This window comes from Rhodovulum viride (genome assembly GCF_003265965.1).
Classification (GTDB): Bacteria; Pseudomonadota; Alphaproteobacteria; order Rhodobacterales; family Rhodobacteraceae; genus Rhodovulum; species Rhodovulum kholense.
The window spans coordinates 90,710-112,084 of the sequence record NZ_MUAV01000010.1; the positions used below are offsets into that span (position 1 = coordinate 90,710).

A 21,375-nucleotide genomic window follows, 5' to 3' on the forward strand; every position below is an offset into this window, starting at 1 on the left:
GATGTCGATCCTGTCGCCGTTCCCTGCCGATGAGGCCAACGATCCGGACGGCCCGGCGCGCCGCGGCGCGCCGCGCCGCACCGCCAGCGACTTTGCCCGCTTCGCGGCTTTCGTCGAGGCCGAGATCGGCGTGCGGCTGTCGGATGCGAAACGGACGATGGTGGACGGCCGGCTGCGCCGGAGGATGTCGCAGCTGGGCATTTCCGATCTCGACGGCTACTTCAGGCACCTCTTCGAGGATGGCGCGCTCGATGAGGAACGCACGGCAATCTTCGATGCCGTCACCACGAACAAGACCGATTTCTTCCGCGAACCCGCCCATTTCGATCATTTGATGGACGTTGCCGCGCCCGCCGCGATTGCGCGGCGCTCCGGGACCGGTCAACCCGTAAAGGTCTGGTCCGCTGCCGCCTCGACCGGAGCAGAGGCCTGGTCCATCGCCATGTGCCTGGCCTCGCTTGCCGAACGGGACGGGGCGTTCAACTGGGCGGTCCTCGCGACCGATATCAACACCGAGGTTCTGGCTGTCGCTCGCCGGGCGATCTACCCCGAATCGATGCTGGGGCCGCTTCGTCCGGAAGATCGCCGGCGCTGGATGATGCAGGGCCATGGCGATCTCAGGGGCAGCTGGCGGATCGTACCCGAACTGCGCCGCCGGGTCTGCTTCGGCCAACTCAACCTGATGGATTTCGACTTTGCGATCGACACGGATATCGACGTGGTCTTCCTGCGCAACGTGCTGATCTACTTTTCGGCAGAGGACCAGACCCGCCTCATCGACCATATTGCGCTGCATCTTGCGGCGGGCGGTACGCTTTATCTTGGCCATTCGGAATCGATGGTGGCCCACTGCTCCGACCTCCGGCAGGTCGGCCCTGCAACCTTCGTAAAGGCCGAGTGACATGCCGCGTTCCGAGATCTCAGACCCGATCCGCGTTCTTCTGATCGACGACAGCGCCTCGATCCGGATAGCGTTCAAGAAGCTGATCGCCGAAGATCCCGGGCTGGACCTGATCGGCGCCGCACCCGATCCCTTCGTCGCGGTCGAGATGATGCGCGACAGCCTGCCCGACGTCTTGCTCTTGGATCTGGAAATGCCGCGGATGGACGGGCTGACCTTCCTTCGCAAGATCATGAGCCAGCGTCCGCTGCCGGTGGTGGTGATTTCCGCTTTCACGAAGTCGGGGTCCGAGGCGTCGTTCAAGGCGCTCGAGCTTGGCGCGGCCGAAGTTCTGGCCAAGCCCAGCGTGGCCACCCCCGAAGAGCGGCGCGAGGCGGCGGTGCGGATCTCGGACGCGATCCGGGCAGCGGTGCAATCCCGTCATCCGCGCGCCCGGACGACCCAGACAGCCGCGGCAGCCGGGCCGATCCAGGTCGGCGAACGCCACACTGCCGATGTGATCCTGCCGCGCATTGCGACCGCGCCGGGGTTCTCGGGTCCGCCGGTGATCGCCCTCGGCGCCTCGACCGGCGGCACGGAGGCGCTGAAGGTCGTGCTGGAGGCGCTTCCCTCCGGGCTGCCGCCGATCGCGGTCGTGCAGCACATGCCCCAGCATTTTACCCGCGCCTTTGCCGACCGGCTCAACCTGACCTGCCGCCTTCACGTCAAGGAGGCCGAGACGGGCGAGGTACTGACCCCGGGGGTCGCGGTGATTGCGCCCGGCCACCGCCATCTGGTCCTGCGGCGCAGCGGCAAGCTTTACCGGGTCGAACTGCATGACGGCCCCTGTGTGGCGCGCCATCGTCCGTCTGTCGATGTGCTGTTCCGGTCGGTGGCGCAGGCCGCGGGGGGCGGAGCCGTAGCCGCGATCCTGACCGGCATGGGCGATGACGGAGCCCAGGGCATGGCCGAGCTGCATCAGGCCGGCGCCTGGACCCTGGCTCAGGACGAGGCCAGCTGCGTCGTGTACGGCATGCCCCGGGCCGCCGTGGAACGAGGCGCGGTCGACCGTGTGGCCACGCTTGGTGACATCGCCCGCGAGATTACTGCCCGCGTGACCCGGGAAGACAGAAAGGCCTTGCCGTGACTGCCCATTCGCGAACTCTTTCCCAGCATGGGGCCCGCCATACTGGCGGCGCCGAGGTGCATGTGCTGCGCCGCGAGGTCGAGGCGGCGTTTCTGGCGGCTGGCCGGTCGCTGGTGTCGATGGACGAGCAGATCGAGGCCCTGACCGCGCCGTTGGGCGATCTGGTGAACCGGGCTCCGGACGTGCTGGACGCGGTCGGAGTCTATGCAGACCGTCTGCAGACCTCGGCCGGAGCCCTCGATGCCGACCTGCTGGCCGGCGCCCGGAACGTGACCGAACTTCGTTCCATGATCGAGAAGCTGGGCGCCACGATCACTGACATAGCTCGCAAGCTGAAGACGATGAAGTTCGTGGCCACCAATGCGCGGATCTATGTGTTTTCGCTGAGCACGCGGCATATGCGTCTGGAAGCCTTTGCGGAAAGCGCCCGCGACCTTGTGGGTCATTCCGACGCAATCGTCTCCGACGTTGCGGCCGTCACCGAACGTATTTCGGTCTGTCTGGCGGTTCTCGGCCATAGCGACCTGCCCAGCCTTCGGCGCGAGGTGGCGACGCTTTTGCCAAAGTTTGTCGAGGTCGGGCAGATGGTCTCTGCCTTCCGGGGCGAAAGGCGCAACGAAACGGCTTTCGGGCGTCCGCTGGCCCTGACCATGGAGCGGCTGAAGGACGATTTCGGCCAGTTGATCGTCAGCCTTCAGGCGGGTGATCGGGCCAGTCAGCGGATCGACCACGCCGGCCAGATCCTCGAGATGGCCAACGGTCCGGGCGGCGACCCGGCGCTGGCGCCACTGGCGCGCGCTCAGCTTGTCGGGGCTCATGCCGACCTTGCGACCGAAACCGCCAGCATTCTGCTGGGCCTGCGCGACGGGGTCTCGCGTTTCGAGGATATCGCCGGCAGTTCCGGTGCCGGTTCGGAACGGCACCGACTGAATCTGTTCGGGATGATGCACGACCGGGTCCGGTCCGTCGAGGCGCGTGTCGACGAGATCCGCCACCGGCGCACGGTCATGCTTGAGGCATCCGAGCTTCTCTTGTCCGAGATGGAGCGGCTGCGAAAAGTCCTGAACGACATCTCGTCGCTGGCCGAGGATCTGCGTCTGGTGGGCACCAATGCGGTGCTGGCCTGTGGCGAACTGGGCGATGACGGCGATGCGCTTCGCGAGATCGCGACGCAGTTGCGTCATCTCGCCGCCGGGGCGGCTGGCGAATTCGGGATGGTCTGGAAGTCGCTTGCCGCGACCGACAAGCGGATTTCGGCGTTGGTTGACGGGATCCGGTCGCGGCTTGCGACCGCCATCGCCGAGATCGAGAGTTCCGGCTCTCAGATGGCCATCGAACTGGAAGAGGTCTTCAGCGCGGGGCAGGCTGTCAGCCGGGGCACGGGCCATTTGCTGACCTCGCTGCGGGACAAGATTCCCGAGACCTGTGAGGATCTGCAGTCGGTCCTAGGCCGGATCGCCGCCTCTCTGCCCGATGCCGAGGCGGCCGCACCTCTGGCCAGTCCTGACCCCGAGGTGCTGCGCACTGCCTGGGAGCTTTACACGATGGACGAGGAACGCGTGCTGCATCGCGACTTATGCGAACGGTTGTGCTGGGCCCCGCCGCCCGATTGTGCCGTCGCCCAGGCCAGCGGCGGGGAAGACGTGTTCTTCTAGGCCCGGGCTTCCCGGGCCGGACTGTCCGGTCGTGTGCGCGCCGCAAGGCCAAAGCGCGTGGCGTGGAGAGGTGTCAAAAACCGCTCGCGTCAGCGGGGTGTCCGGTCGATTCCCTGGTACCATGCGACGATCCTGGCCCGTTCCTCGGGGGCCATCATCATCACGTTGCCGGGCGGCATCGCCCGGGTCAGCCCTGCTTGCCGGTAGATGTCGCGGGCATGGAGCGCGATCCCGCCAGTGCTGTCGAGCCGCACCCCCTTCGGGGCCTGACCGAGCCCGGGCCAGAGCGGATCGGCCGTATGGCACATCGAACACCGGCTTTCGACGATGTCGCGGACCTCGTCGAAGCCTTCGGCCGCCGCAACGCGTGCCAGCGGCGCGGGAAGGGTGGCGGTTTCGGGGGCGTCGGACGCGGTCCGTGTCGGCACCAGGGACAGCGCGACGATGGCAAGGAATATCGCGGCGGTCGCGGCCCAGGTCCACCAGGGGCGGCCCTTCCGGGCATGCATGCTGTTGAAGAAATGCCGGATCGTGACTCCCATCAGGAAGACAAGGCTTGCGATCAGCCAGTTATAGGCGCTTGCGAAGGCCAGCGGGTAATGGGTCGACAGCATCAGGAAGAGGACCGGAAGCGTCAGGTAGTTGTTGTGGGTCGACCGCAGCTTGGCGATCTTGCCGTATTTAGGGTCGGGGGTGCGGCCAGCCTTGAGATCGGCCACCACCACGCGCTGGTTCGGCATGATGACCAGAAAGACGTTGGCCACCATGATCGTGCCGGTGAAGGCGCCCAGATGCAGCAGCGCCGCGCGGCCGGTGAAGATCTGGGTGTAGCCCCAGGCCATCGCCACGATGATCGCGAAGAGGATCAGCATCAGCACCGTGGGCCGCCCGCCCAGCTGGCTGCGGCAGAGCAGGTCGTAGCAGATCCAGCCGATGGTCAGCGAGCCAGCCGACAGCGCGATGGCCTGCCAGGGCGCCCACTGGATCTTGTCATAGTCGATCAGGAAGAGGTCTGCCCCCATCCAGTAGACCAGCGCCAGCAGCATCAGCCCGGACAGGAACGTCCAGTAGGCCTCCCATTTGAACCAGGTCAGATGCTCGGGCATATGCGCGGGCGCGACCGTGTATTTCTGGATATGGTAGAAACCGCCACCATGAACCTGCCATTCCTCGCCCAGAACGCCCTCGGGCAGGGGGCGGTCCTTCGTCAGCCCCAGATCGAGCGCGATGAAGTAGAAGGACGATCCGATCCAGGCGATTCCGGCGATGACATGCAGCCAGCGCACGGCAAATTCCAGCCAGTCCCAGACCAGCGCGATGTCGAACATGAGCGTTCTCCCTGAGTTGGCCGCAGGCTATACGCGGGACCGGCTTTCTGATAATTCCCGATTATCCCGAGCAGTTTCAAGAAATCCCGAAGAATAGAGCGTGGCCGGCATCAACAATATCCGCATGTTCGTTCGTGTCTACGAATTGGGCAACATGTCGGCGGCCGCGCGCGATCTGCAGGTTTCGGCGGCGGTGGCGTCCTCCAGGGTCGCGGATCTGGAACGGCATCTGGGCATTCGTCTGTTCACCCGGACCACGCGCTCGATCCAGCCGACCGAACAGGGGCGGATCTACTATCCCAAGGCGGTGCAGGTGCTCGAGGCGCTGGAAGAGGCCGAGGCCGCGGTGCAGGAAATCACCCATCACCCGCGGGGCTCGCTGTACGTCTCGGCGCCTTTGGGGGTTGGGCGGCGGCTGATCGCGCCCAATGTGGTGCTGTTTCAGGACCAGTACCCGGACATCCATGTGCGGCTGAGGCTGTCGGACCGGCGGGTCGATCTGACGGGCGAGGGGCTCGATGTGGGGTTTCTGCTGGGCGATCTGCCGGATTCGGGACTGAAGGTCCGGTCGCTTGGCGATTGCCCGCGGGTGCTGTGCGCGGCGCCCACCTATATCGCGCGGCGGGGTCTGCCGCGGACCGGGGCCGACCTGATCGGGCAGGGCCATGACTGCCTGTTGCTGCGCTTTCCCGGTTCGCGCGAGTTTCGCTGGACGTTGCAGACGCCCGAGGGGCCGCAGGCCTTCAACGTCAAGGGGCCCTATGCCTGCGATGACGGCGATGTGCTGACTGCCTGGGCGCTGGACGGGCGCGGCGTGGTGCTGAAACCCGTCTTCGACGTGGCCGAGCATCTGGCCTCGGGCGCGCTGATCCCGGTCTGCGAAGAGACCCCGCCGCCCGATGCGCGGCTTGCCTGCCTTTTCCCGCACAAGCGCAATCAGGACCCGAAAAGCCGGCTGTTCATCGAGTTCATGGCCGGGCGGATCAAGACGGTGCTGCGCGCCCGCAACCGGATCTATCAGCTGCCGCGATAGGTCGAATAGCCATAGGGCGACAGCAGCAGCGGCACATGGTAATGCGCCTCCGGGTCGTCCATGCCGAAGCGGATCGGGATCTGGTCGAGGAAAAGCACCTCGCCCCCCGCGAGGCCCGCGCGTTTCAGGTAGTCGCCCGCGAAGAAGACCAGTTCATAGGTGCCGGTCTTGAAGCTGTCCTGCGGCAGGATCGGGGCGTCGGTGCGGCCGTCGGCATTGGTCACGGTCTCGGCGATCTTGCAATGCGAATTGCCCGAGACGCGGTAAAGGGCGATCTTCAACCCCGCGGCCGGGGCGCCGGTGGCGGTGTCCAGGACGTGGGTGGTCAGGTATCCGGGCATCTTGTCCTCGCGCTGCTTCGGGCCGATAGATCGCTTATGGCCCGAAAGGCCGGAACCACGGAAGACCCCGAAAGACTTTCAGGCAATTCTTGAAAGACGGCATGTTCATCCTGGTTTATGCGAAAGTATTCCGAAGGAGGACACCTTGACCCGCTATCCGCGCGACCTCCGGGGCCATGGCGCCACGCCGCCCCATCCGCACTGGCCGAACGGCGCCAAGATCGCCGTGCAGTTCGTCATCAACTACGAGGAAGGCGGCGAAAACTGCATCCTTCATGGCGATGCGGCCTCCGAAGCCTTCCTGTCCGAGGTCGTGGGCGCGGTGCCCTGGCCGGGCCAGCGGCACTGGAACATCGAGACGATGTACGAATACGGCGCGCGGGCCGGGTTCTGGCGGCTGCACCGGCTGTTTACTTCGCGGAACATGCCAGTGACGGTCTACGGGGTCGCGACGGCGCTGGCGCGCGGGCCCGAACAGGTCGCCGCGATGCAGGAGGCAGGCTGGGAGATCGCCAGCCACGGCCTGAAATGGATCGAATACAAGGACTATGCCGAGGCCGACGAGCGCGCCCACATGGCCGAGGCGATCCGGCTGCATCAAGAGGTCACCGGCGCGCGACCGCGCGGCTGGTACACGGGCCGCTGTTCGGCGCAGACCGTGCAGCTGGCGGCCGAGGAGGGCGGGTTTGCCTATGTTTCGGACACTTATGACGACGATCTGCCCTACTGGAAGAAGGTGGGCGACCGGCAGCAGCTGGTGATCCCCTACACGCTCGATGCCAACGACATGCGGTTTTCGGTGGCGGCAGGCTACGGGTCCGGCGACGAGTTCTACGCCTATCTGCGCGACAGCTTCGACACGCTTTATGCCGAGGGGCTGGAGGGCGCGCCGAAGATGATGTCGGTCGGGCTGCATTGCCGTCTGGCGGGGCGTCCGGGGCGGCTGGCGGCGCTGAAACGGTTCCTCGACTATATCGCGGGCTTCGACGGGGTCTGGGTCGCGCGGCGGCTCGACATCGCCGAGCACTGGGCCCGGGTCAACCCGCCGGTGGACTGGGACCGGCCCACCGAGATGGGCCGTGACACCTTCGTCGCGCGGTTCGGCGGCGTTTTCGAGCATTCGCCCTGGATTGCCGACGGCGCCTTCGATCTGGAGCTTGGGCTTGCCCATGACAGCGCGGTCGGGCTGCACAACGCGCTGGCGCGCGTTTTCCGGTCGGCCGATGCCGAAAAGCGGCTGGAGGTGCTGAAGGCGCACCCGGATCTGGCGGGCAAGCTTGCGGCCGCGAAACGGCTGACCGAGGCGTCGACGGCCGAACAGGCCTCGGCCGGGCTCGACACTCTGAGCGACGCCGAGCGGGCGCGGTTCGAGGACCTGAACCGCCGCTATGCCGACCGCTTCGGCTTTCCCTTCATCATCGCGGTGAAGGATCACGACAAGGCGGGCATCATGGCGGCGTTCGAGCGGCGGCTGGAAAACTCCGCCGAGGCGGAATTTGCCGAGGCCTGCGCCCAGGTGGAACGGATCGCGCTTTTGCGCCTGAAGGAGATGCTGCCGCAATGACCGGATATTTCTCGAACCTCGGCGGCCATCCCGGGCAGGACATGCTGCATACCGGTCGCGCTGTCTTCACCGATGCCTATGCGGTGATCCCCAGGGGCGTGATGCGGGACATCGTGACCAGCAACCTGCCGCACTGGACGGGCACCCGCGCCTGGATCATCGCGCGGCCGCTGACGGGCTTTGCCGAGACCTTCGCGCAATATGTGATGGAGGTGGGTCCCGGCGGCGGATCGGACCGGCCCGAGCCCGATCCGGGCGCCGAAGGGGTGATCTTCGTCGCCGACGGTGCGCTCGATCTCAGGCTCGACGGCCTGCCGCATCTGATGACGGCGGGGGGCTATGCCTATCTGCCGCCGGGGGCTGACTGGACGGTGCTGAACCCCGGCGAGTCGCCCGCGCGCTTTCACTGGGTGCGCAAGCGGTATGCCGCGGTCGAAGGCATCGATACGCCCGAGGCCTTCTTTGTCAACGAGGCCGACATCGCGCCGGTGGCGATGGCAGGGACCGAGGGGCGCTGGGCGACGACGCGCTTTGTCGACCCGACCGACCTGCGCCATGACATGCATGTGAACATCGTCAGTTTCGAGCCGGGCGGGTTGATCCCCTTCGAGGAAACCCATGTGATGGAGCACGGGCTGTACGTGCTGGAGGGCAAGGCGGTCTACAAGCTGAACCGAGACTGGGTCGAGGTCGAGGCGGGCGATTTCATGTGGTTGCGCGCCTTCTGCCCGCAGGCCTGCTATGCGGGCGGTCCGGGCCGGTTCCGCTATCTGCTGTACAAGGACGTCAACCGGCATCCGGCCCTGACGCTGGGCGCCCTGTGATGCTGACGGCGGCACCGATCACCGCCGAGGACTTCGCCCCCTTCGGCGAGGTCGTCGAGCTGGGCGGTGTGTTCAAGACCATCAACGACGGCTTCTGCCGCCGCTATAGCGACCTCGCGACGCTCGACATCGTCGACGGGCAGCCCGGCATCAGCCTTTTCAACGCCGAAATCCGCAGCCTTCCCTATGACTGCGGCCTGCTGGAACGGCATCCGCTGGGCTCGCAATGCTTTATTCCCATGCAGAATGCTGAATTTCTGGTCATTGTTGCACCAGATGCGGGCGGTCGGCCGGGTGTGCCCCGGGCCTTCGTTGCGGGGTCGGGGCAAGGGGTCAATATCGGCCGGAATGTCTGGCACGGGGTGCTGTGCCCGATTTCCGGGTCCGGGCTGTTCGCGGTCGTGGACCGCATCGGGCCGGGTGCCAATCTTGAAGAAGTCCGGCTGCCCGAGCCGGTGACGGTTACGCTCGCCCCCGGGGGGTAGGCGAAGAAAAACAACAGGGAGAATGGAACGATGGCTGTAGACAGCTCCATCGGGACGCCAGAGCAGCTGCGCGACCCGAACTATACACCTGCGCTTCACAAGGCGGTGCCGCTGGGCATCCAGCATGTGCTGGCGATGTTCGTCTCGAACGTGACGCCCGCGATCATCGTCGCGGGGGCCGCAGGCTTCGGCTTCGGGTCCGAGGCGGGGGCGCAGGGCTTTCCGGACATGAAATACATGATCCAGATGTCGATGCTGTTTGCCGGCATCGCCACGCTTTTCCAGACCATCGGCTTCGGTCCGGTGGGCGCGCGGCTGCCGATCGTGCAGGGCACCAGTTTCGCCTTCATCCCGATCATGATCCCGCTGGTGGCGGGCAAGGGGGTGGAGGCTCTGCCGATGCTGTTCACCGGGGTGTTCGTCGGCGGGCTCTTCCACGCGACGCTGGGCACGGTGATCGGCAAGATCCGCTTTGCCTTGCCGCCGCTGGTCACCGGGCTCGTGGTGACGATGATCGGGCTTGCGCTGGTCAAGGTCGGTATCCAGTATGCCGCGGGCGGCGTCCCGGCGATGAATACGCCCGAATATGGCAGCCTGTTGAACTGGTCGGCGGCGCTGGTCGTGATCTTCGTCACGCTCGGGCTGAAGTTCTTCGCGCGCGGCCTGCTGTCGGTGTCGGCCGTCGCGGTCGGGATCGTCGCGGGCTATCTCTTTGCGCTCGCGACCGGCATGGTGACCTTCGGCGGGATCGAGACCAGTTGGGAGCGGGCGGCCGTTCTGGAGGTGCCGCTGCCCTTCAAATACGGCTTCGATTTCAGCCTCGCCGCCATCGTCGGCTTCTGCCTGATGGCCTTCGTCTCGGCGGTCGAGACCGTGGGCGATGTGTCCGGGATTACCAAGGGCGGCGCGGGCCGCGAGGCGACCGACAAGGAAATCGCGGGCGCCACCTATGCCGACGGTCTGGGCACCGCCATCGCGGGGGCCTTTGGGGCGCTGCCCAACACGTCGTTCAGCCAGAATGTGGGGCTGATCGCGATGACCGGCGTCATGAGCCGGCATGTCGTGACCATCGGTGCGATCTTCCTGATCCTCTGCGGGCTGGTGCCCAAGGTTGGGGCGGTGATCTCGACGATCCCGATCGAGGTGCTGGGCGGCGGGGTGATCGTCATGTTCGGCATGGTCGTGGCCGCGGGCATCTCGATGCTGTCGGACGTGAACTGGAACCGCCGCAACATGGTGATCTTCGCCATCGCGCTGTCGGTGGGGCTGGGCCTGCAACTGGAACCGAAGGCGGTGCAATACCTGCCCGAGTCGGTGCAGATCCTGATGACGAGCGGGCTGCTGCCGGCGGCGCTGATCGCCATCGTGCTGAACCTGATCCTGCCCGAGGAGCTTGCCTCGGAGGCAACCGAAGAAGTGTCGGGCGGGCTTTCGGGCCACGGTCTGGGCAGCCTCGGGCGCGACTGACGCGATCCTCGAACCGGGGCAGGGCACCCTGAGGGTGTCCTGTTCCACCTTTTACAACCCGGTTTTCCCGGCTATGTCCTTGAGAGCCGGGAAAACCGGCTCATGTTGTTGCATAAATTTTGGGCATCCGCATTTCTGTTGCGCGTTCGATGATGGGAAACCATTGCCGCTGCCACGGGGCGGAAATAGCGTAAGGCCATGAACGAGAGCCAGACCTTCGACGAGATGTGGGGCCGCGAACAGGTCCTGCGCTCCCCCTACGAGCGGTTTCACGAGTGGTTCGAGGGCGAGGATATCGCCCGGTTGCGCGCCAAGCAGCGCGAGGCCGAAGAGGTGTTCCGGCTGACAGGCATCACCTTCAACGTCTATGGACGGGCCGAGGCCGAGGAGCGTCTGATCCCCTTCGACATCATCCCGCGGATCATTTCGGGGCGCGAATGGCAGAAGCTGTCGCGGGGCATCGAGCAGCGGGTGCAGGCGATCAACGCCTTTCTCTATGACATCTACCACCGGCAGGAGATCGTGAAGGCGGGGCGCATTCCCCAAGAGATGATCTCGCGCAACGACGCCTTCCTGCCGCAGATGATCGGGGTCAAGCCGCCGGGCGGCGTCTATACCCATATCGTGGGCATCGACCTAGTGCGCACCGACGACAACGAATTCTACGTGCTAGAGGACAATGCCCGCACGCCCAGCGGCGTCAGCTACATGCTGGAGAACCGCGAGACCATGCTGCAGATGTTCCCCGAGCTGTTTTCGCGGAACCGTGTCCAGCCGGTGCAGACCTATCCGCTGGACCTGCGCCGGTCGCTGGCGGCCTGCGCGCCAGGCGATGTGGACGAGAAACCGACCATCGCGGTTCTGACCCCCGGCATCCACAACTCGGCCTATTTCGAACATGCCTTCCTGGCCGACCAGATGGGGGTCGAACTGGTCGAGGGGCAGGATCTCAGGATCGTCGGCGGCAAGGTCGCGATGCGCACGACCGAAGGCTACCGGCCGATCGACGTGCTGTATCGCCGGGTCGACGACGATTTCCTCGATCCGCTGAATTTCAATCCCGACAGCGCGCTGGGCATTCCGGGCATCATGGATGTCTATCGCGCGGGCCGGATCACCATCGCCAATGCGCCCGGAACCGGGATCGCCGACGACAAGGCGATCTACAGCTACATGCCGGATATCGTCGAATTCTACACCGGCGAGAAGGCGATCCTGGAAAACGTGCCGACCTGGCGCTGTTCCGAACCCGAGGCGCTGGCCTATGTGCTGGACAACCTGCACGACCTCGTCGTGAAGGAGGTGCATGGCTCGGGCGGTTACGGCATGCTGATCGGGCCGACCTCCTCGAAGAAGGAGATCGCGGCCTTCCGGGACAAGCTGAAGGCCAAGCCCGGCAACTACATCGCCCAGCCGACGCTGTCGCTGTCGACGGTGCCGATCTTCACCCAGAAGGGTCTGGCGCCCCGGCATGTGGATCTGCGTCCCTTCGTGCTGGTCAGCCCCGCGGGCATCAAGATCACCCCCGGAGGGCTGACGCGGGTGGCGCTGAAGAAAGGCTCGCTCGTGGTGAACTCGTCGCAGGGCGGGGGCACCAAGGACACCTGGGTGCTCGAGGACTGACGCGATGCTGGGCAAGACCGCAAACGGGCTCTTCTGGATGTACCGCTACATCGAGCGGGCCGAAAACACCTCGCGCCTGGTCGAGACCGGCCAGCGCATCGCGCTGACCCGGCTCGACAGCCCCGATGACGAATGGCATTCGGTGATGCAGACCGCGGGCGTGGCCAAGGCCTATAACCGCACCCATGACGCCGTCACCAAGGAAGCCGCCATCGACTGGATGCTGCGCGCGAAGGAGAACCCCTCTTCGGTGCTGTCGGCGATTTCCTCGGCCCGCCAGAATGCCCGTGTGGTCAGGACCGCGCTGACCCACGATGTCTGGGAGGCGATGAACGGCTGCTACATGGCGTTGAAGGACGTGCTGGCCCGGCGCGTGAACGAACGCGACCTTCCGGCCGTGATCGACCTGATCAAGGAGCGCACCGCGCTGGTCCGGGGCACGACCCAGGGCACGCTGCTGCGAAACGACATCTTCAATTTCGCGCGGATCGGCACCTTCCTCGAACGCGCCGACAACATCGCGCGCATTCTCGACGTCAAGTATTACGTGCTGCTGCCCTCGGTCTATTCGGTGGGGTCCTCGATCGACAACGTGCAGTGGGAGACGATCCTGCGCGCGGTGTCGGCACGGGGCGGCTACCGGATGGTGCATGGCAGCCAGGCCAGCCCGCGCGACATCGCCCAGTTCCTGGTGCTCGACCGCAAGATGCCACGGAGCCTCGAATTCTCGGTCACCAAGATCCGCGACAACCTCGAATACCTCGCCCTCGATTATGGCGAACGGCATCGCTCGCACGAGCTGGCCGAGTCGCTGAAGCAGCGCTTTACCGCCCACGACATCGACGCCATCTTCGATTACGGTCTGCATGAATTCCTGCAGGACGTGCTGGGCTCGCTGAACGAGCTGGGCCAGCAGATCGAGAAAGACTACAGATTCTACGAGTGATCCGATGCGGCTGAAGATCCGGCATACCACGCGCTACGCCTTCGACGACCCGGTGATCTACGGGCTTCAGCAGTTGCGCAAGACCCCCAAGAACGGTCCCGAACAGCGGGTGATCGCCTGGAGGACCACTGTCGAGGGCGGGCGCAAGGAACTGAGCTTCGAGGACCATCACCGCAATACGGTCGAGCTGATCAGCTTCGAGAAGGACGTGACCGAGCTGGTCGTGCGCTGCGAGGGCGAGGTCGAGGTGCTGGATACCTCGGGCGTGATCGGACCGCATCGCGGGCCCTCGCCGCTGTGGCTCTTCCGCCGGGTGACGCCCCGGACCCGCGCCGGGCAGGGGTGCCGGGCGCTGCTGCGCGAGGTCAGGGGCGAGGGCGATCTGGACCGTTTGCACGCGCTTTTGCGGGTGGTGCACGAGGCTGTCGGTTATGAAATCGGGGTATCGCGTCCGGACTGGACCGCCGAGGATGCCGTCGCGGCGGGCAAGGGTGTGTGTCAGGATCACGCGCATGTCTTTGTGGCCTGCGCCCGCGAGATGGGCTTTCCCGCCCGCTATGTCTCGGGCTATCTGATGACCGGCGACCGCGTTCAGCACGAGGCGAGTCATGCCTGGGCCGAAGCGCATGTCGAAGGTCTGGGCTGGGTCGGGTTCGACGTGTCGAACGAGATGTCGCCGGACGGGCGCTATGTCCGCGTCGCGACCGGCCTCGACTATGCCGAGGCCGCGCCGGTGACCGGGTCGCGCATGGGCGGCACCGGAGAGGCGCTGTCGGTCGAGATCGAGGTGGCCCAGCAATAGCGCTGGCGCGCCGGTGCGGGGGCTGGGACGGCGATGACCTATTGTGTGGGCTTGATGCTCGAGCGCGGGCTGGTGATGATGTCGGATACCCGCACCAATGCCGGCGTCGACAACATCTCGACCTTCCGCAAGATGTTCACCTGGGAAAAGCCCGGCGACCGCGCGCTGGTTCTGATGACGGCCGGCAATCTGGCCACGACCCAGTCGGTGGTCTCGATCCTCGACGAACGCACCAAGGCGCATGGCGAGCGCGATCCGTCGCTTTTCGAGGTGCCTTCGATGTTTCAGGCGGCGCGGCTGGTGGCGCGGACGCTGAAGGATGTGATTGCGGCCCATGCCGATGTCGGCCAGCGCGCCGATGCCGCCTTCAACGCGACGCTGATCCTTGGCGGCCAGATCAAGGGCGGCGCGCCGCGGCTGTTCCTGATCTATCCCGAAGGCAATTTCATCGAGGCCGGCGACGACACGCCCTTCTTCCAGATCGGCGAGACAAAATATGGCCGCCCGATCCTGGTGCGTGCCTATGACCCGGCGATGAGCTTTGAGAAGGCGGTCAAGCTGATGCTGGTCAGCTTCGATTCCACCCTCAAGGCCAATCTTTCGGTCGGCATGCCCTTCGATCTGCAGGTCTATGAGGCCGACAGCCTGCAACTGGGCCGCCGCATCCGCATCCGCGCCCACGACCCCTATTTCGAGCAGATCTCGACCGGCTGGGGAGAGGAACTGAAATCGGCGCTCGACAGTCTGCCCGATTTCGAGTTCTGAGGTCCGTCCGGGCGGCGCCCCGGTCTGGGCGGGGCAACAAGGGCCGCGCAGAGGCAATTCCATGCCCCCAAGCGGGCCTCGGTTTGGCCCGGTTGAGGTCTGGTAAATCGGCGCCTCGGCGTTGCAGGCTGTCGGCGGGGGCCTGCCGATCCGGGAATTCCCAGGAAAACAAGCGCGTTTCTGCCGGTCATGGGGGCGGTGGCCGGCCGTCTTGGCGGTTTTTTGCCGCGGAAGCCGTTTACCCTGTTTCAAGGTCAATGGGCCAGCTTGTCGGTGAACCAGACTGCGGCTAGGGAATCGCCATGACCCCCGATCACACCCAGAAGGGCAAGACCGAACCGTCGATCCAGCGACGGGCTTCGGACGTGGCCCTGTCATTCTCGCGTCTGGCGCCCGACGCCCATGCGCGCATCCGCGTTTTCCCTGTCCTGGCCGTTGCCGGGGCCGCGCTGACCGCGCTGGTTTCGGTTCTGGCCGTGACCTCCGTGTCCCCCGCGCAAGGCCGGGCTCCCGAGGCGGCTTTGGCTTTGGGGCGCGATGCGACGCCGGTCGAGGGCTCGGTCCTTCTGGCCGGGGCCGATGCCACCCGCACCGCGCCGCTGGCGCCGGTCACCCGGCCCGCCGCGCTGTCGCGGGTGACGGGGCCTGCCGAGGATGGGCTCGATGCGGTGGCCGAGGCCCGCGCCGCGCAGGGCCAGCAGGCCGCGCGGCTGATGCTGTCCGCCTATCCGGCGACTGCCGGGGGAACCGCCTTGCCGAACGGTCTTCATGTTTACGCGGGCCCCCCCGACGTTGCGCCTCCGGCCAGACCCGGTGCCCAGCCTGACGCGCCGGAGGATCAGTTGGCACAGCTTCGGCCGCATCCGCGCCCGTTGGCCGAGGGGGGCGATGCCCGGCGTCCGCGTCCGCGTCCCACCGCCGAGGCTTCGGCTGCCGCGACCGATGTGGTCGCAAGCCTGACGGAGGAAACCGCGCCGCGCCCCCATGCGCGTCCCGAGACCGATGCAGACACCGCGGGAACCGCTCTGCCGGACGCGACCGGTACGGATCCGCAAAGACCCCAGGCCCGTCCCGTCATCCTGGCGGACGCGGCCGACAGCGTTCGTCCCCAGGCGCGTCCGATCCCGCTGGCCGTGGCGGCTGCTGGCGCGAGCCTCGTTCCGGCCCCCGGGATCGAGCTTGCCGCCGCCTTTGTCCCGCCTGTGGCCGCACCCGCAGAGACGGCAGTGCCCGAGGCTGCGTCGGCCGCCCCTGCCGAACAGGGGCTGAAGGCGTCGCTGCGGCCCCAGACCCGTCCGGCGGCGCTGGCCCGTCTGGCGCGCGGCACCCTCGTTCCCGAGGAGCGCCGCGGCTCGGCCCCCCGGGCCGAACCGTTCGCCCATACCGACATCGCCCGCGGCGCGAATGGCTGCTCGATGCGGCTGGCGCGGGGCATCCCGAACCGTGGGCGCGGCGCGCTCGACGGGCGCGAGGTCGGCTCGCGCATGAACGGACTTCATGGCGGCGATCGCGACTCGCTGATCGTGCAACAGGCGCTGGCCGGGAATATCCCGCATTTCCTCCGCGAACTGACCCCGGTCAAGGTCTCGGGCGCGCTGCCCGGCGGGGGACGCGCCGACGTGACGATCTGCGTGACACCCGACTATCTGGCCTTGGGCAGCGATGCCGATTTCGTGCGCGTCCCCATGGGCCTGCCCGCCGCGGCGCGGATCGCCGACCGGTTCGGCTTCCTGCTGCCGACGACTCGGATGGTCGATGCAATCTATTCGCAGGCCGGGCTTCGGCTCGACCCTCGTCCGATGGCGGCCGGGGCGCAGATGAGCTCGACCGGCTATTTCCTGCAGCATAACCGGACCGTCGAAGGACAGACCGGCGGTCGCGAGGGCCAGCTGACGGCCGGGCAGAAGAAGGATCTGGTGCTGACCAACCGCCTGCGCAGCCATCCGGGTCGCGTGGCAATTTATGGCTGGCACAAGCGCGACGGCAGTCCGATCCAGCCGCTCAGCACCGTGCATGGCGCCTATTACTCCGACTACAGCCATGGCGTGCGGCTGGTCAGCCAGACGGCGTTCCTGAACGGCCGCCCGGTGTCGCTGGCCAGCCTTCTGAGCAATCCGACCTATGCGCAGCTGCTGACCGGCGAGGGTCCGATCGACGCGCCCGAACGGTTGATGGCCTCGCTCTACCGCTAAGGCGCGGTCAGGGGACTCAGGAGGAGGCCACTACCGCCTCGTGGATGGGGGCGGATGCACCCTCGCTCGCTGTGTCCGCTTTGGTGTTTCAGCCGACGGTTTGATGGTTCGGTCCATTCGTTGGAATGGAAAGTCGCACCATGGCACAGGTTGTTCACGGCTGCGCCTCGACCACGCACGCGGTCAGAGCAGCAATACAGCTATCTGCAAGCTTCGACTGCGGCGCTGAGCCGGGAGATGGGTCGTTAGGAGGAGCGGAAAACGATCCGGTGAATCGGTTTCCCGCAGACCGTCGCGAAGTGGCGCACGCGCGAAACGGCAGAGGATCGCAAGACCGGGCCGAAGGACCCGCGCTCAACCGTTCTCGGTGAGGCCGAGGAGGCGAGGGCGGGTGCGGTCCGTCGGCACACAGTGCTGCCCCTGGACGATTGCCGCCAGGCTTTCGAACTCCCGATACCTCAACTGCCCCGCTTCAGCGCTGTCTTCGGCGATGAGCCATGATGTGCCACTGGTTCAAGCTCCATGGCGCGTGCAGATCTCGGGAACCGGATGCCCAGGAGGACAAGCCCAAGCGTCAGCGTTTCAAGCGCTTTTCCATCGGCCCTCGCCTGTGTCCTCGGACAGATGGCGCCGTCCGTCGCGGGCAAGCGTCCGCCTTTGCACTCGGGCCAATGGGGGCACCATGGCGAACCTCTTCGTTGCCATCGACCGGACCGCGCCGTCACTCGACGGGGTGAAAAGGCCGGCAGGCGGACGGCGCGGGCGTTCCTGGATCACCTGCTTGTCGTGGCTCCCTCCCGGATCCACACCATCCCGACCGACGGAGCCATCGGAACGCCATCGGTTCGAGCGACAATGGCGAGAGGTCTCCAATGCGGCTTGCCGCGAAGGAACAGGGCCGCTTCCTGCTCCTACAGGCAGATGCGTTTCGATCCGATCTGCGAGACAAACGGAATCGAGCACCGCCCGCCACCTTGCGAGCTGCGAGGAAGCGAAAACGGTCCGGCCTCGCGTGTCCCCGAGGTGGTGTCATGGCGACCACCGGTTCGCCTTCGAAATGCACCGTTCAGATCGCGCCCAACCCTGTCGGTGCGGGGTCGGGTCTTGGCCGCAACGCTCCAGCCATGGTCTGCGCCCCGGCCTAGTTCGCGCCGGAATTGAACAGAGGCACTGTCGAGATCGACATCTTGGCCGACCCCTGCGTCAGCTCGCGGGCATGGGCCAGATAGATCAGCGTCTGGTTCGCTTCGTCGAAGATCCGCTTGATCCGCAGGGATTTCAGAACCAGCGATCGGCCTTGGCGAAAGACCTCCTCGCCCTCCGGGCTGCGGTCGATATCGCCGATCTCGATCGGTCCGGTCTGGCGACAGGCGATCGAGGCGTTCGACGGGTCCTCGAACCAGTTGCCCTGGCTCAACCGGTCCAGCATCGAGCGCGAGAAATAGGCGACATGGCAGGTCACGCCCTTCACTTCGGGGTCCTGGATCGCCTCGATCACGATATCGTTGCCGGTCCAGTCCACCCCCACGCGTCCGACCTCATCGGCCGGGGCGGCTAGCGGAACGGTTATGGGCAGGACTGCGACAAGCAGGGCAAGAAGGGCAGGGCGGGTCATCGGACGGTCCTCATCTCTGACTACCGGTTAAACGTAGGCATCGGCGCGCCCATTGCCACGGCGATTGACGCCGCACCCCTGTCGATGCTAGGAAATGAACAAGCGTTCAATAAGCTGGGGAGGAGGAGCCCGGGCGATGTTCACCGCGACAATGGACTTCGATCTAGACGACGAGACCCGCGCGCTGCGCGACATGGTGCACCGCTGGGCGCAGGAACGGGTCCGGCCGATGGCCGCCGCGATCGACCGCGACAATGTCTTTCCGGCCGAGCTTTGGCGCGAGATGGGCGATCTGGGCCTCTTGGGCATCACCGTGCCCGAGGAATACGGCGGCGCGGGCATGAGCTATCTGGCCCATACCATAGCGGTCGAGGAAATCGCCCGCGCCTCTGCCAGCGTCTCGCTGAGCTATGGCGCCCATTCGAACCTTTGCGTGAACCAGATCAAGCTGAACGGCACCGATGCGCAGAAGCGCAAATATCTTCCCGGGCTGATCTCGGGCGATCGTGTCGGCGCGCTGGCGATGTCCGAAGCGGGCGCCGGATCGGATGTGGTCTCGATGAAGCTGCGGGCCGAGAAACGGAACGGCTATTACAGCCTCAACGGTACCAAATACTGGATTACCAACGGTCCCGATGCCGACACGCTGGTCGTCTATGCCAAGACCGACCCCGAGGCCGGTCCCAAGGGCATCACCGCCTTCATCGTCGAGAAGACCATGACCGGGTTTTCGACCTCGCGCCATTTCGACAAGCTCGGCATGCGCGGGTCGAATACGGCCGAGCTGATCTTCGAGGATGTCGAGGTGCCCTTCGAGAATGTCCTTGGCGAAGAGGGCAAGGGCGTCCGGGTTCTGATGTCAGGGCTCGATTACGAGCGTGTGGTGCTGGCGGGGATCGGCACCGGCATCATGGCGGCCTGTCTCGACGAGATCATGCCCTATCTGCGCGACCGCCAGCAGTTCGGCCAGCCGATCGGGAGCTTTCAGCTGATGCAGGGCAAGATTGCCGACATGTACACGGCGATGAATTCGGCGCGCGCCTATGTCTATGCCGTCGCACGGTCTTGTGATCGCGGCCAGGTGACGCGGCAGGATGCGGCGGCCTGCGTTCTCTATGCGTCCGAGGAGGCCATGAAACAGGCGCACCAGGCCGTGCAAGCCATGGGCGGTGCTGGATTTTTGGCCGACAGCGCGGTCGCGCGGCTGTTCCGGGACGCCAAGCTGATGGAGATCGGCGCAGGCACATCCGAGATCCGGCGGATGCTGGTGGGGCGTGAATTGATGAAGGCGATGGACTAAATGCGAGTCATAGACTCAACTTTAGAAGGTGACGCAGATGCGACTGTCCCTGATCCTCGCCGCCGCGCTGGCCGCGGCCACCCCCGCGCTGGCCCAGCAATACGACTTCAAGCCCGATGCGACGCTGGCCTGCATGGACAAGCAGAAGATGCCGGGCGCCGACATCGCCTGCGTGGGCGAATCCGCCCGTGCCTGCTTTCAGAAGATGAAGTCGCCCGCTGTCAGCGACATCGCCGCCTGCCAGCAGGCTGAAGGCGAATACTGGAAGGCGCGCATGGACAGTGCCTTCGAGAAACTGCTCGGCCTGGCCGAGACCGCCGACAAGGACTTTGCGAAAACCCAGGACGAACCGCTGCACGCGACCATGGTCAACGACCTGAAGAACGAGCAGGAGCAATGGGATACCTGGCAGAAGACCCGCTGCTGGGTCGAGGCGATGATGCGCCGCGGCACGCCCTACCGGATGACCGCCGCTGCCAATTGCACGATGAAGCAGATCGCCGCGCGCGCGATGTTCATGGAAAGCGCGGTGAAATACATGGAAACCAAATAGCGCCGCCGTCTCGCATCGGGTCATGCGGGCGGTGCCGCCAGGGAGGAACCGATGCGGACCCCGGAAGGACCGCGCGCCCGGCTGCAGCAGGGCGCGCGTCATCGGATGCGATACCCCGCCCGGAACGATCCGGGCAGGGCGCGGACTGGCCCGGACGGGTCAGAACTTCCAGATATAGGACACGCCGAAGACCCAGGGGTCGATATGGGCGGTCCCGATTTTCGAGCCATTCAGCTTGACGTCGGTGTCGATATCGATCCAGCGCACATCGGCCCGGATCGCGTGACGCTCGTCGATCGCGTAATCGACGCCCGCATGCAGCGCGAGCCCCCAGGAATCGTCGAAATCCACGTCGCCCAGCGAACTGTTGGTGTCCCAGAAGGTCGTGTAGTTCAGACCGGCGCCCAGGAAGGGCGTGACCGCACTGCTGGTCACGAAGTGATATTGCAGCGACACGGTCGGGGGAAGAAGCTTGGTATCGACCAGCTTGGCGCCGTTCAGGGCGACGTTGTGTTTGAAGGGCAGGGCGCCCAGCACTTCGACGCCCCAGTTGTCGGCGAAGAAATACTCGAAGGTGATGGTCGGACGCGCATTGTCGCCCACACTGGTTTCGATGGCACCGTTGGACAGCGTCCCGTTGTCGGAATCCGGCGACACGTAACCGAGACCGAGGCCGAGGGTCCAGTCGCCCTTGGATTGGGCGAGTGCGGTGGACCCGGCCAGAGCGGCTGCGGTCATGGCAATGGCAAACAGGGAGGTCTTCATTGCAGCGATCCTTAGAGCTTGAATTTGAGTCACTCGCGTCCATGCGGCGGATTGGAGGCGATTTCCTTGACTTGTATCAATTCGCGGTAT

The 21,375-nt window shown here is 65.8% G+C and carries 19 protein-coding genes; 15 read left to right on the forward strand and 4 right to left on the reverse strand.

From position 1 onward, the window contains the following. Position 1: 1 nt before the first annotated feature. From BYZ73_RS10540 to BYZ73_RS10550, 3 genes are read left to right on the forward strand one after another with little or no spacing between them, the layout of a single operon-like run. A complete protein-coding gene (locus BYZ73_RS10540) occupies positions 2–901 on the forward strand; it encodes a CheR family methyltransferase (protein WP_112315912.1) in 900 nt (299 codons plus the stop codon). A 1-nt stretch (position 902) separates the two neighbouring features. Beyond that, on the forward strand, positions 903–2,027 hold the full coding sequence (locus tag BYZ73_RS10545) for a protein-glutamate methylesterase/protein-glutamine glutaminase (RefSeq protein WP_112315913.1): 1,125 nt from the start codon (positions 903–905) through the stop codon (positions 2,025–2,027). Beyond that, on the forward strand, positions 2,024–3,682 hold the full coding sequence (locus BYZ73_RS10550; protein WP_108026771.1) for a hypothetical protein: 1,659 nt from the start codon (positions 2,024–2,026) through the stop codon (positions 3,680–3,682). Before BYZ73_RS10545 ends, BYZ73_RS10550 begins: the two co-directional genes overlap by 4 nt. 89 nt (positions 3,683–3,771) lie before the next feature. On the opposite strand, the gene BYZ73_RS10555 is transcribed toward BYZ73_RS10550, so the two are convergent. Beyond that, a complete protein-coding gene (locus BYZ73_RS10555) occupies positions 3,772–5,010 on the reverse strand; it encodes a urate hydroxylase PuuD (RefSeq protein ID WP_112315914.1) in 1,239 nt (412 codons plus the stop codon). 100 nt (positions 5,011–5,110) lie between these two features. Between BYZ73_RS10555 and BYZ73_RS10560 the strand changes: the two genes are divergently transcribed. Next, positions 5,111–6,043 (forward strand): LysR family transcriptional regulator, encoded by a 933-nt coding sequence (locus BYZ73_RS10560; protein WP_112315915.1) that lies wholly within the window; start codon positions 5,111–5,113, stop codon positions 6,041–6,043. Here the strand turns inward: BYZ73_RS10560 and uraH are convergent. Next, positions 6,028–6,384, reverse strand: coding sequence for a hydroxyisourate hydrolase (uraH, locus tag BYZ73_RS10565; RefSeq protein ID WP_112315916.1), 357 nt, complete (start codon positions 6,382–6,384; stop codon positions 6,028–6,030). The two genes, BYZ73_RS10560 and uraH, sit on opposite strands and share 16 nt — an antisense overlap. Before the next feature lie 145 nt (positions 6,385–6,529). On the opposite strand from uraH, the gene puuE reads away from it, so the two are divergent. The 9 genes from puuE to BYZ73_RS10610 all read left to right on the forward strand — a co-directional run bounded on the left by puuE (position 6,530) and on the right by BYZ73_RS10610 (position 17,052). Then, positions 6,530–7,948: an allantoinase PuuE gene (gene puuE, locus BYZ73_RS10570; RefSeq protein ID WP_112315917.1), complete on the forward strand. Its 1,419-nt coding sequence runs from the start codon at positions 6,530–6,532 to the stop codon at positions 7,946–7,948. Continuing rightward, complete coding sequence (locus BYZ73_RS10575; RefSeq protein ID WP_112315918.1) at positions 7,945–8,772, forward strand: bifunctional allantoicase/(S)-ureidoglycine aminohydrolase; 828 nt, start codon at positions 7,945–7,947, stop codon at positions 8,770–8,772. Before puuE ends, BYZ73_RS10575 begins: the two co-directional genes overlap by 4 nt. Beyond that, positions 8,772–9,257, forward strand: coding sequence for an ureidoglycolate lyase (locus tag BYZ73_RS10580; protein ID WP_112315919.1), 486 nt, complete (start codon positions 8,772–8,774; stop codon positions 9,255–9,257). The genes BYZ73_RS10575 and BYZ73_RS10580 overlap by 1 nt, the downstream gene beginning before the upstream one ends. Before the next feature lie 30 nt (positions 9,258–9,287). Further along, positions 9,288–10,724: a uracil-xanthine permease family protein gene (locus BYZ73_RS10585; protein ID WP_112315920.1), complete on the forward strand. Its 1,437-nt coding sequence runs from the start codon at positions 9,288–9,290 to the stop codon at positions 10,722–10,724. A gap of 198 nt (positions 10,725–10,922) precedes the next feature. Further along, the gene (locus BYZ73_RS10590; protein WP_108026794.1) at positions 10,923–12,347 is read left to right on the forward strand and encodes a circularly permuted type 2 ATP-grasp protein; all 1,425 of its coding nucleotides are present in this window, start codon (positions 10,923–10,925) and stop codon (positions 12,345–12,347) included. 4 nt (positions 12,348–12,351) lie between these two features. Continuing rightward, on the forward strand, positions 12,352–13,293 hold the full coding sequence (locus tag BYZ73_RS10595; protein WP_112315921.1) for an alpha-E domain-containing protein: 942 nt from the start codon (positions 12,352–12,354) through the stop codon (positions 13,291–13,293). 4 nt (positions 13,294–13,297) lie between these two features. Next, positions 13,298–14,095, forward strand: a complete 798-nt coding sequence (locus tag BYZ73_RS10600) for a transglutaminase family protein (RefSeq protein ID WP_108026800.1) — start codon at positions 13,298–13,300, stop codon at positions 14,093–14,095. A gap of 33 nt (positions 14,096–14,128) precedes the next feature. After that, on the forward strand, positions 14,129–14,860 hold the full coding sequence (locus BYZ73_RS10605; RefSeq protein WP_108026802.1) for a proteasome-type protease: 732 nt from the start codon (positions 14,129–14,131) through the stop codon (positions 14,858–14,860). Between the two features lie 302 nt (positions 14,861–15,162). Then, the gene (locus BYZ73_RS10610; protein ID WP_112315922.1) at positions 15,163–17,052 is read left to right on the forward strand and encodes a hypothetical protein; all 1,890 of its coding nucleotides are present in this window, start codon (positions 15,163–15,165) and stop codon (positions 17,050–17,052) included. A gap of 1,141 nt (positions 17,053–18,193) precedes the next feature. On the opposite strand, the gene BYZ73_RS10615 is transcribed toward BYZ73_RS10610, so the two are convergent. Beyond that, positions 18,194–18,667, reverse strand: coding sequence for a CreA family protein (locus BYZ73_RS10615; RefSeq protein ID WP_112315923.1), 474 nt, complete (start codon positions 18,665–18,667; stop codon positions 18,194–18,196). A gap of 136 nt (positions 18,668–18,803) precedes the next feature. Here BYZ73_RS10615 and BYZ73_RS10620 point away from each other — a divergent pair, with 136 nt between their 5' ends. Both BYZ73_RS10620 and BYZ73_RS10625 read left to right on the forward strand, forming a co-directional pair. Continuing rightward, positions 18,804–19,967, forward strand: coding sequence for an isovaleryl-CoA dehydrogenase (locus BYZ73_RS10620; RefSeq protein ID WP_112315924.1), 1,164 nt, complete (start codon positions 18,804–18,806; stop codon positions 19,965–19,967). A gap of 37 nt (positions 19,968–20,004) precedes the next feature. Continuing rightward, positions 20,005–20,520 (forward strand): lysozyme inhibitor LprI family protein, encoded by a 516-nt coding sequence (locus BYZ73_RS10625; RefSeq protein ID WP_112315925.1) that lies wholly within the window; start codon positions 20,005–20,007, stop codon positions 20,518–20,520. A 159-nt stretch (positions 20,521–20,679) separates the two neighbouring features. On the opposite strand, the gene BYZ73_RS10630 is transcribed toward BYZ73_RS10625, so the two are convergent. Further along, the gene (locus BYZ73_RS10630) at positions 20,680–21,285 is read right to left on the reverse strand and encodes an OmpW/AlkL family protein (protein WP_112315926.1); all 606 of its coding nucleotides are present in this window, start codon (positions 21,283–21,285) and stop codon (positions 20,680–20,682) included. Between the last annotated feature and the right edge of the window lie 90 nt (positions 21,286–21,375).

Excerpts from the sequence above, each read along its gene's own strand:
- BYZ73_RS10540 (WP_112315912.1), top strand. The coding sequence starts at position 2 with ATGTCGATCCTGTCGCCGTTCCCTGCCGATGAGGCCAACGATCCGGAC.
- BYZ73_RS10545 (WP_112315913.1), top strand. The coding sequence starts at position 903 with ATGCCGCGTTCCGAGATCTCAGACCCGATCCGCGTTCTTCTGATCGAC.
- BYZ73_RS10555 (WP_112315914.1), bottom strand. The coding sequence starts at position 5,010 with ATGTTCGACATCGCGCTGGTCTGGGACTGGCTGGAATTTGCCGTGCGC.
- uraH (WP_112315916.1), bottom strand. The coding sequence starts at position 6,384 with ATGCCCGGATACCTGACCACCCACGTCCTGGACACCGCCACCGGCGCC.
- BYZ73_RS10575 (WP_112315918.1), top strand. The coding sequence starts at position 7,945 with ATGACCGGATATTTCTCGAACCTCGGCGGCCATCCCGGGCAGGACATG.
- BYZ73_RS10580 (WP_112315919.1), top strand. The coding sequence starts at position 8,772 with ATGCTGACGGCGGCACCGATCACCGCCGAGGACTTCGCCCCCTTCGGC.
- BYZ73_RS10585 (WP_112315920.1), top strand. The coding sequence starts at position 9,288 with ATGGCTGTAGACAGCTCCATCGGGACGCCAGAGCAGCTGCGCGACCCG.
- BYZ73_RS10590 (WP_108026794.1), top strand. The coding sequence starts at position 10,923 with ATGAACGAGAGCCAGACCTTCGACGAGATGTGGGGCCGCGAACAGGTC.
- BYZ73_RS10595 (WP_112315921.1), top strand. The coding sequence starts at position 12,352 with ATGCTGGGCAAGACCGCAAACGGGCTCTTCTGGATGTACCGCTACATC.
- BYZ73_RS10600 (WP_108026800.1), top strand. The coding sequence starts at position 13,298 with ATGCGGCTGAAGATCCGGCATACCACGCGCTACGCCTTCGACGACCCG.
- BYZ73_RS10605 (WP_108026802.1), top strand. The coding sequence starts at position 14,129 with ATGACCTATTGTGTGGGCTTGATGCTCGAGCGCGGGCTGGTGATGATG.
- BYZ73_RS10610 (WP_112315922.1), top strand. The coding sequence starts at position 15,163 with ATGACCCCCGATCACACCCAGAAGGGCAAGACCGAACCGTCGATCCAG.
- BYZ73_RS10615 (WP_112315923.1), bottom strand. The coding sequence starts at position 18,667 with ATGACCCGCCCTGCCCTTCTTGCCCTGCTTGTCGCAGTCCTGCCCATA.
- BYZ73_RS10620 (WP_112315924.1), top strand. The coding sequence starts at position 18,804 with ATGTTCACCGCGACAATGGACTTCGATCTAGACGACGAGACCCGCGCG.
- BYZ73_RS10625 (WP_112315925.1), top strand. The coding sequence starts at position 20,005 with ATGCGACTGTCCCTGATCCTCGCCGCCGCGCTGGCCGCGGCCACCCCC.
- BYZ73_RS10630 (WP_112315926.1), bottom strand. The coding sequence starts at position 21,285 with ATGAAGACCTCCCTGTTTGCCATTGCCATGACCGCAGCCGCTCTGGCC.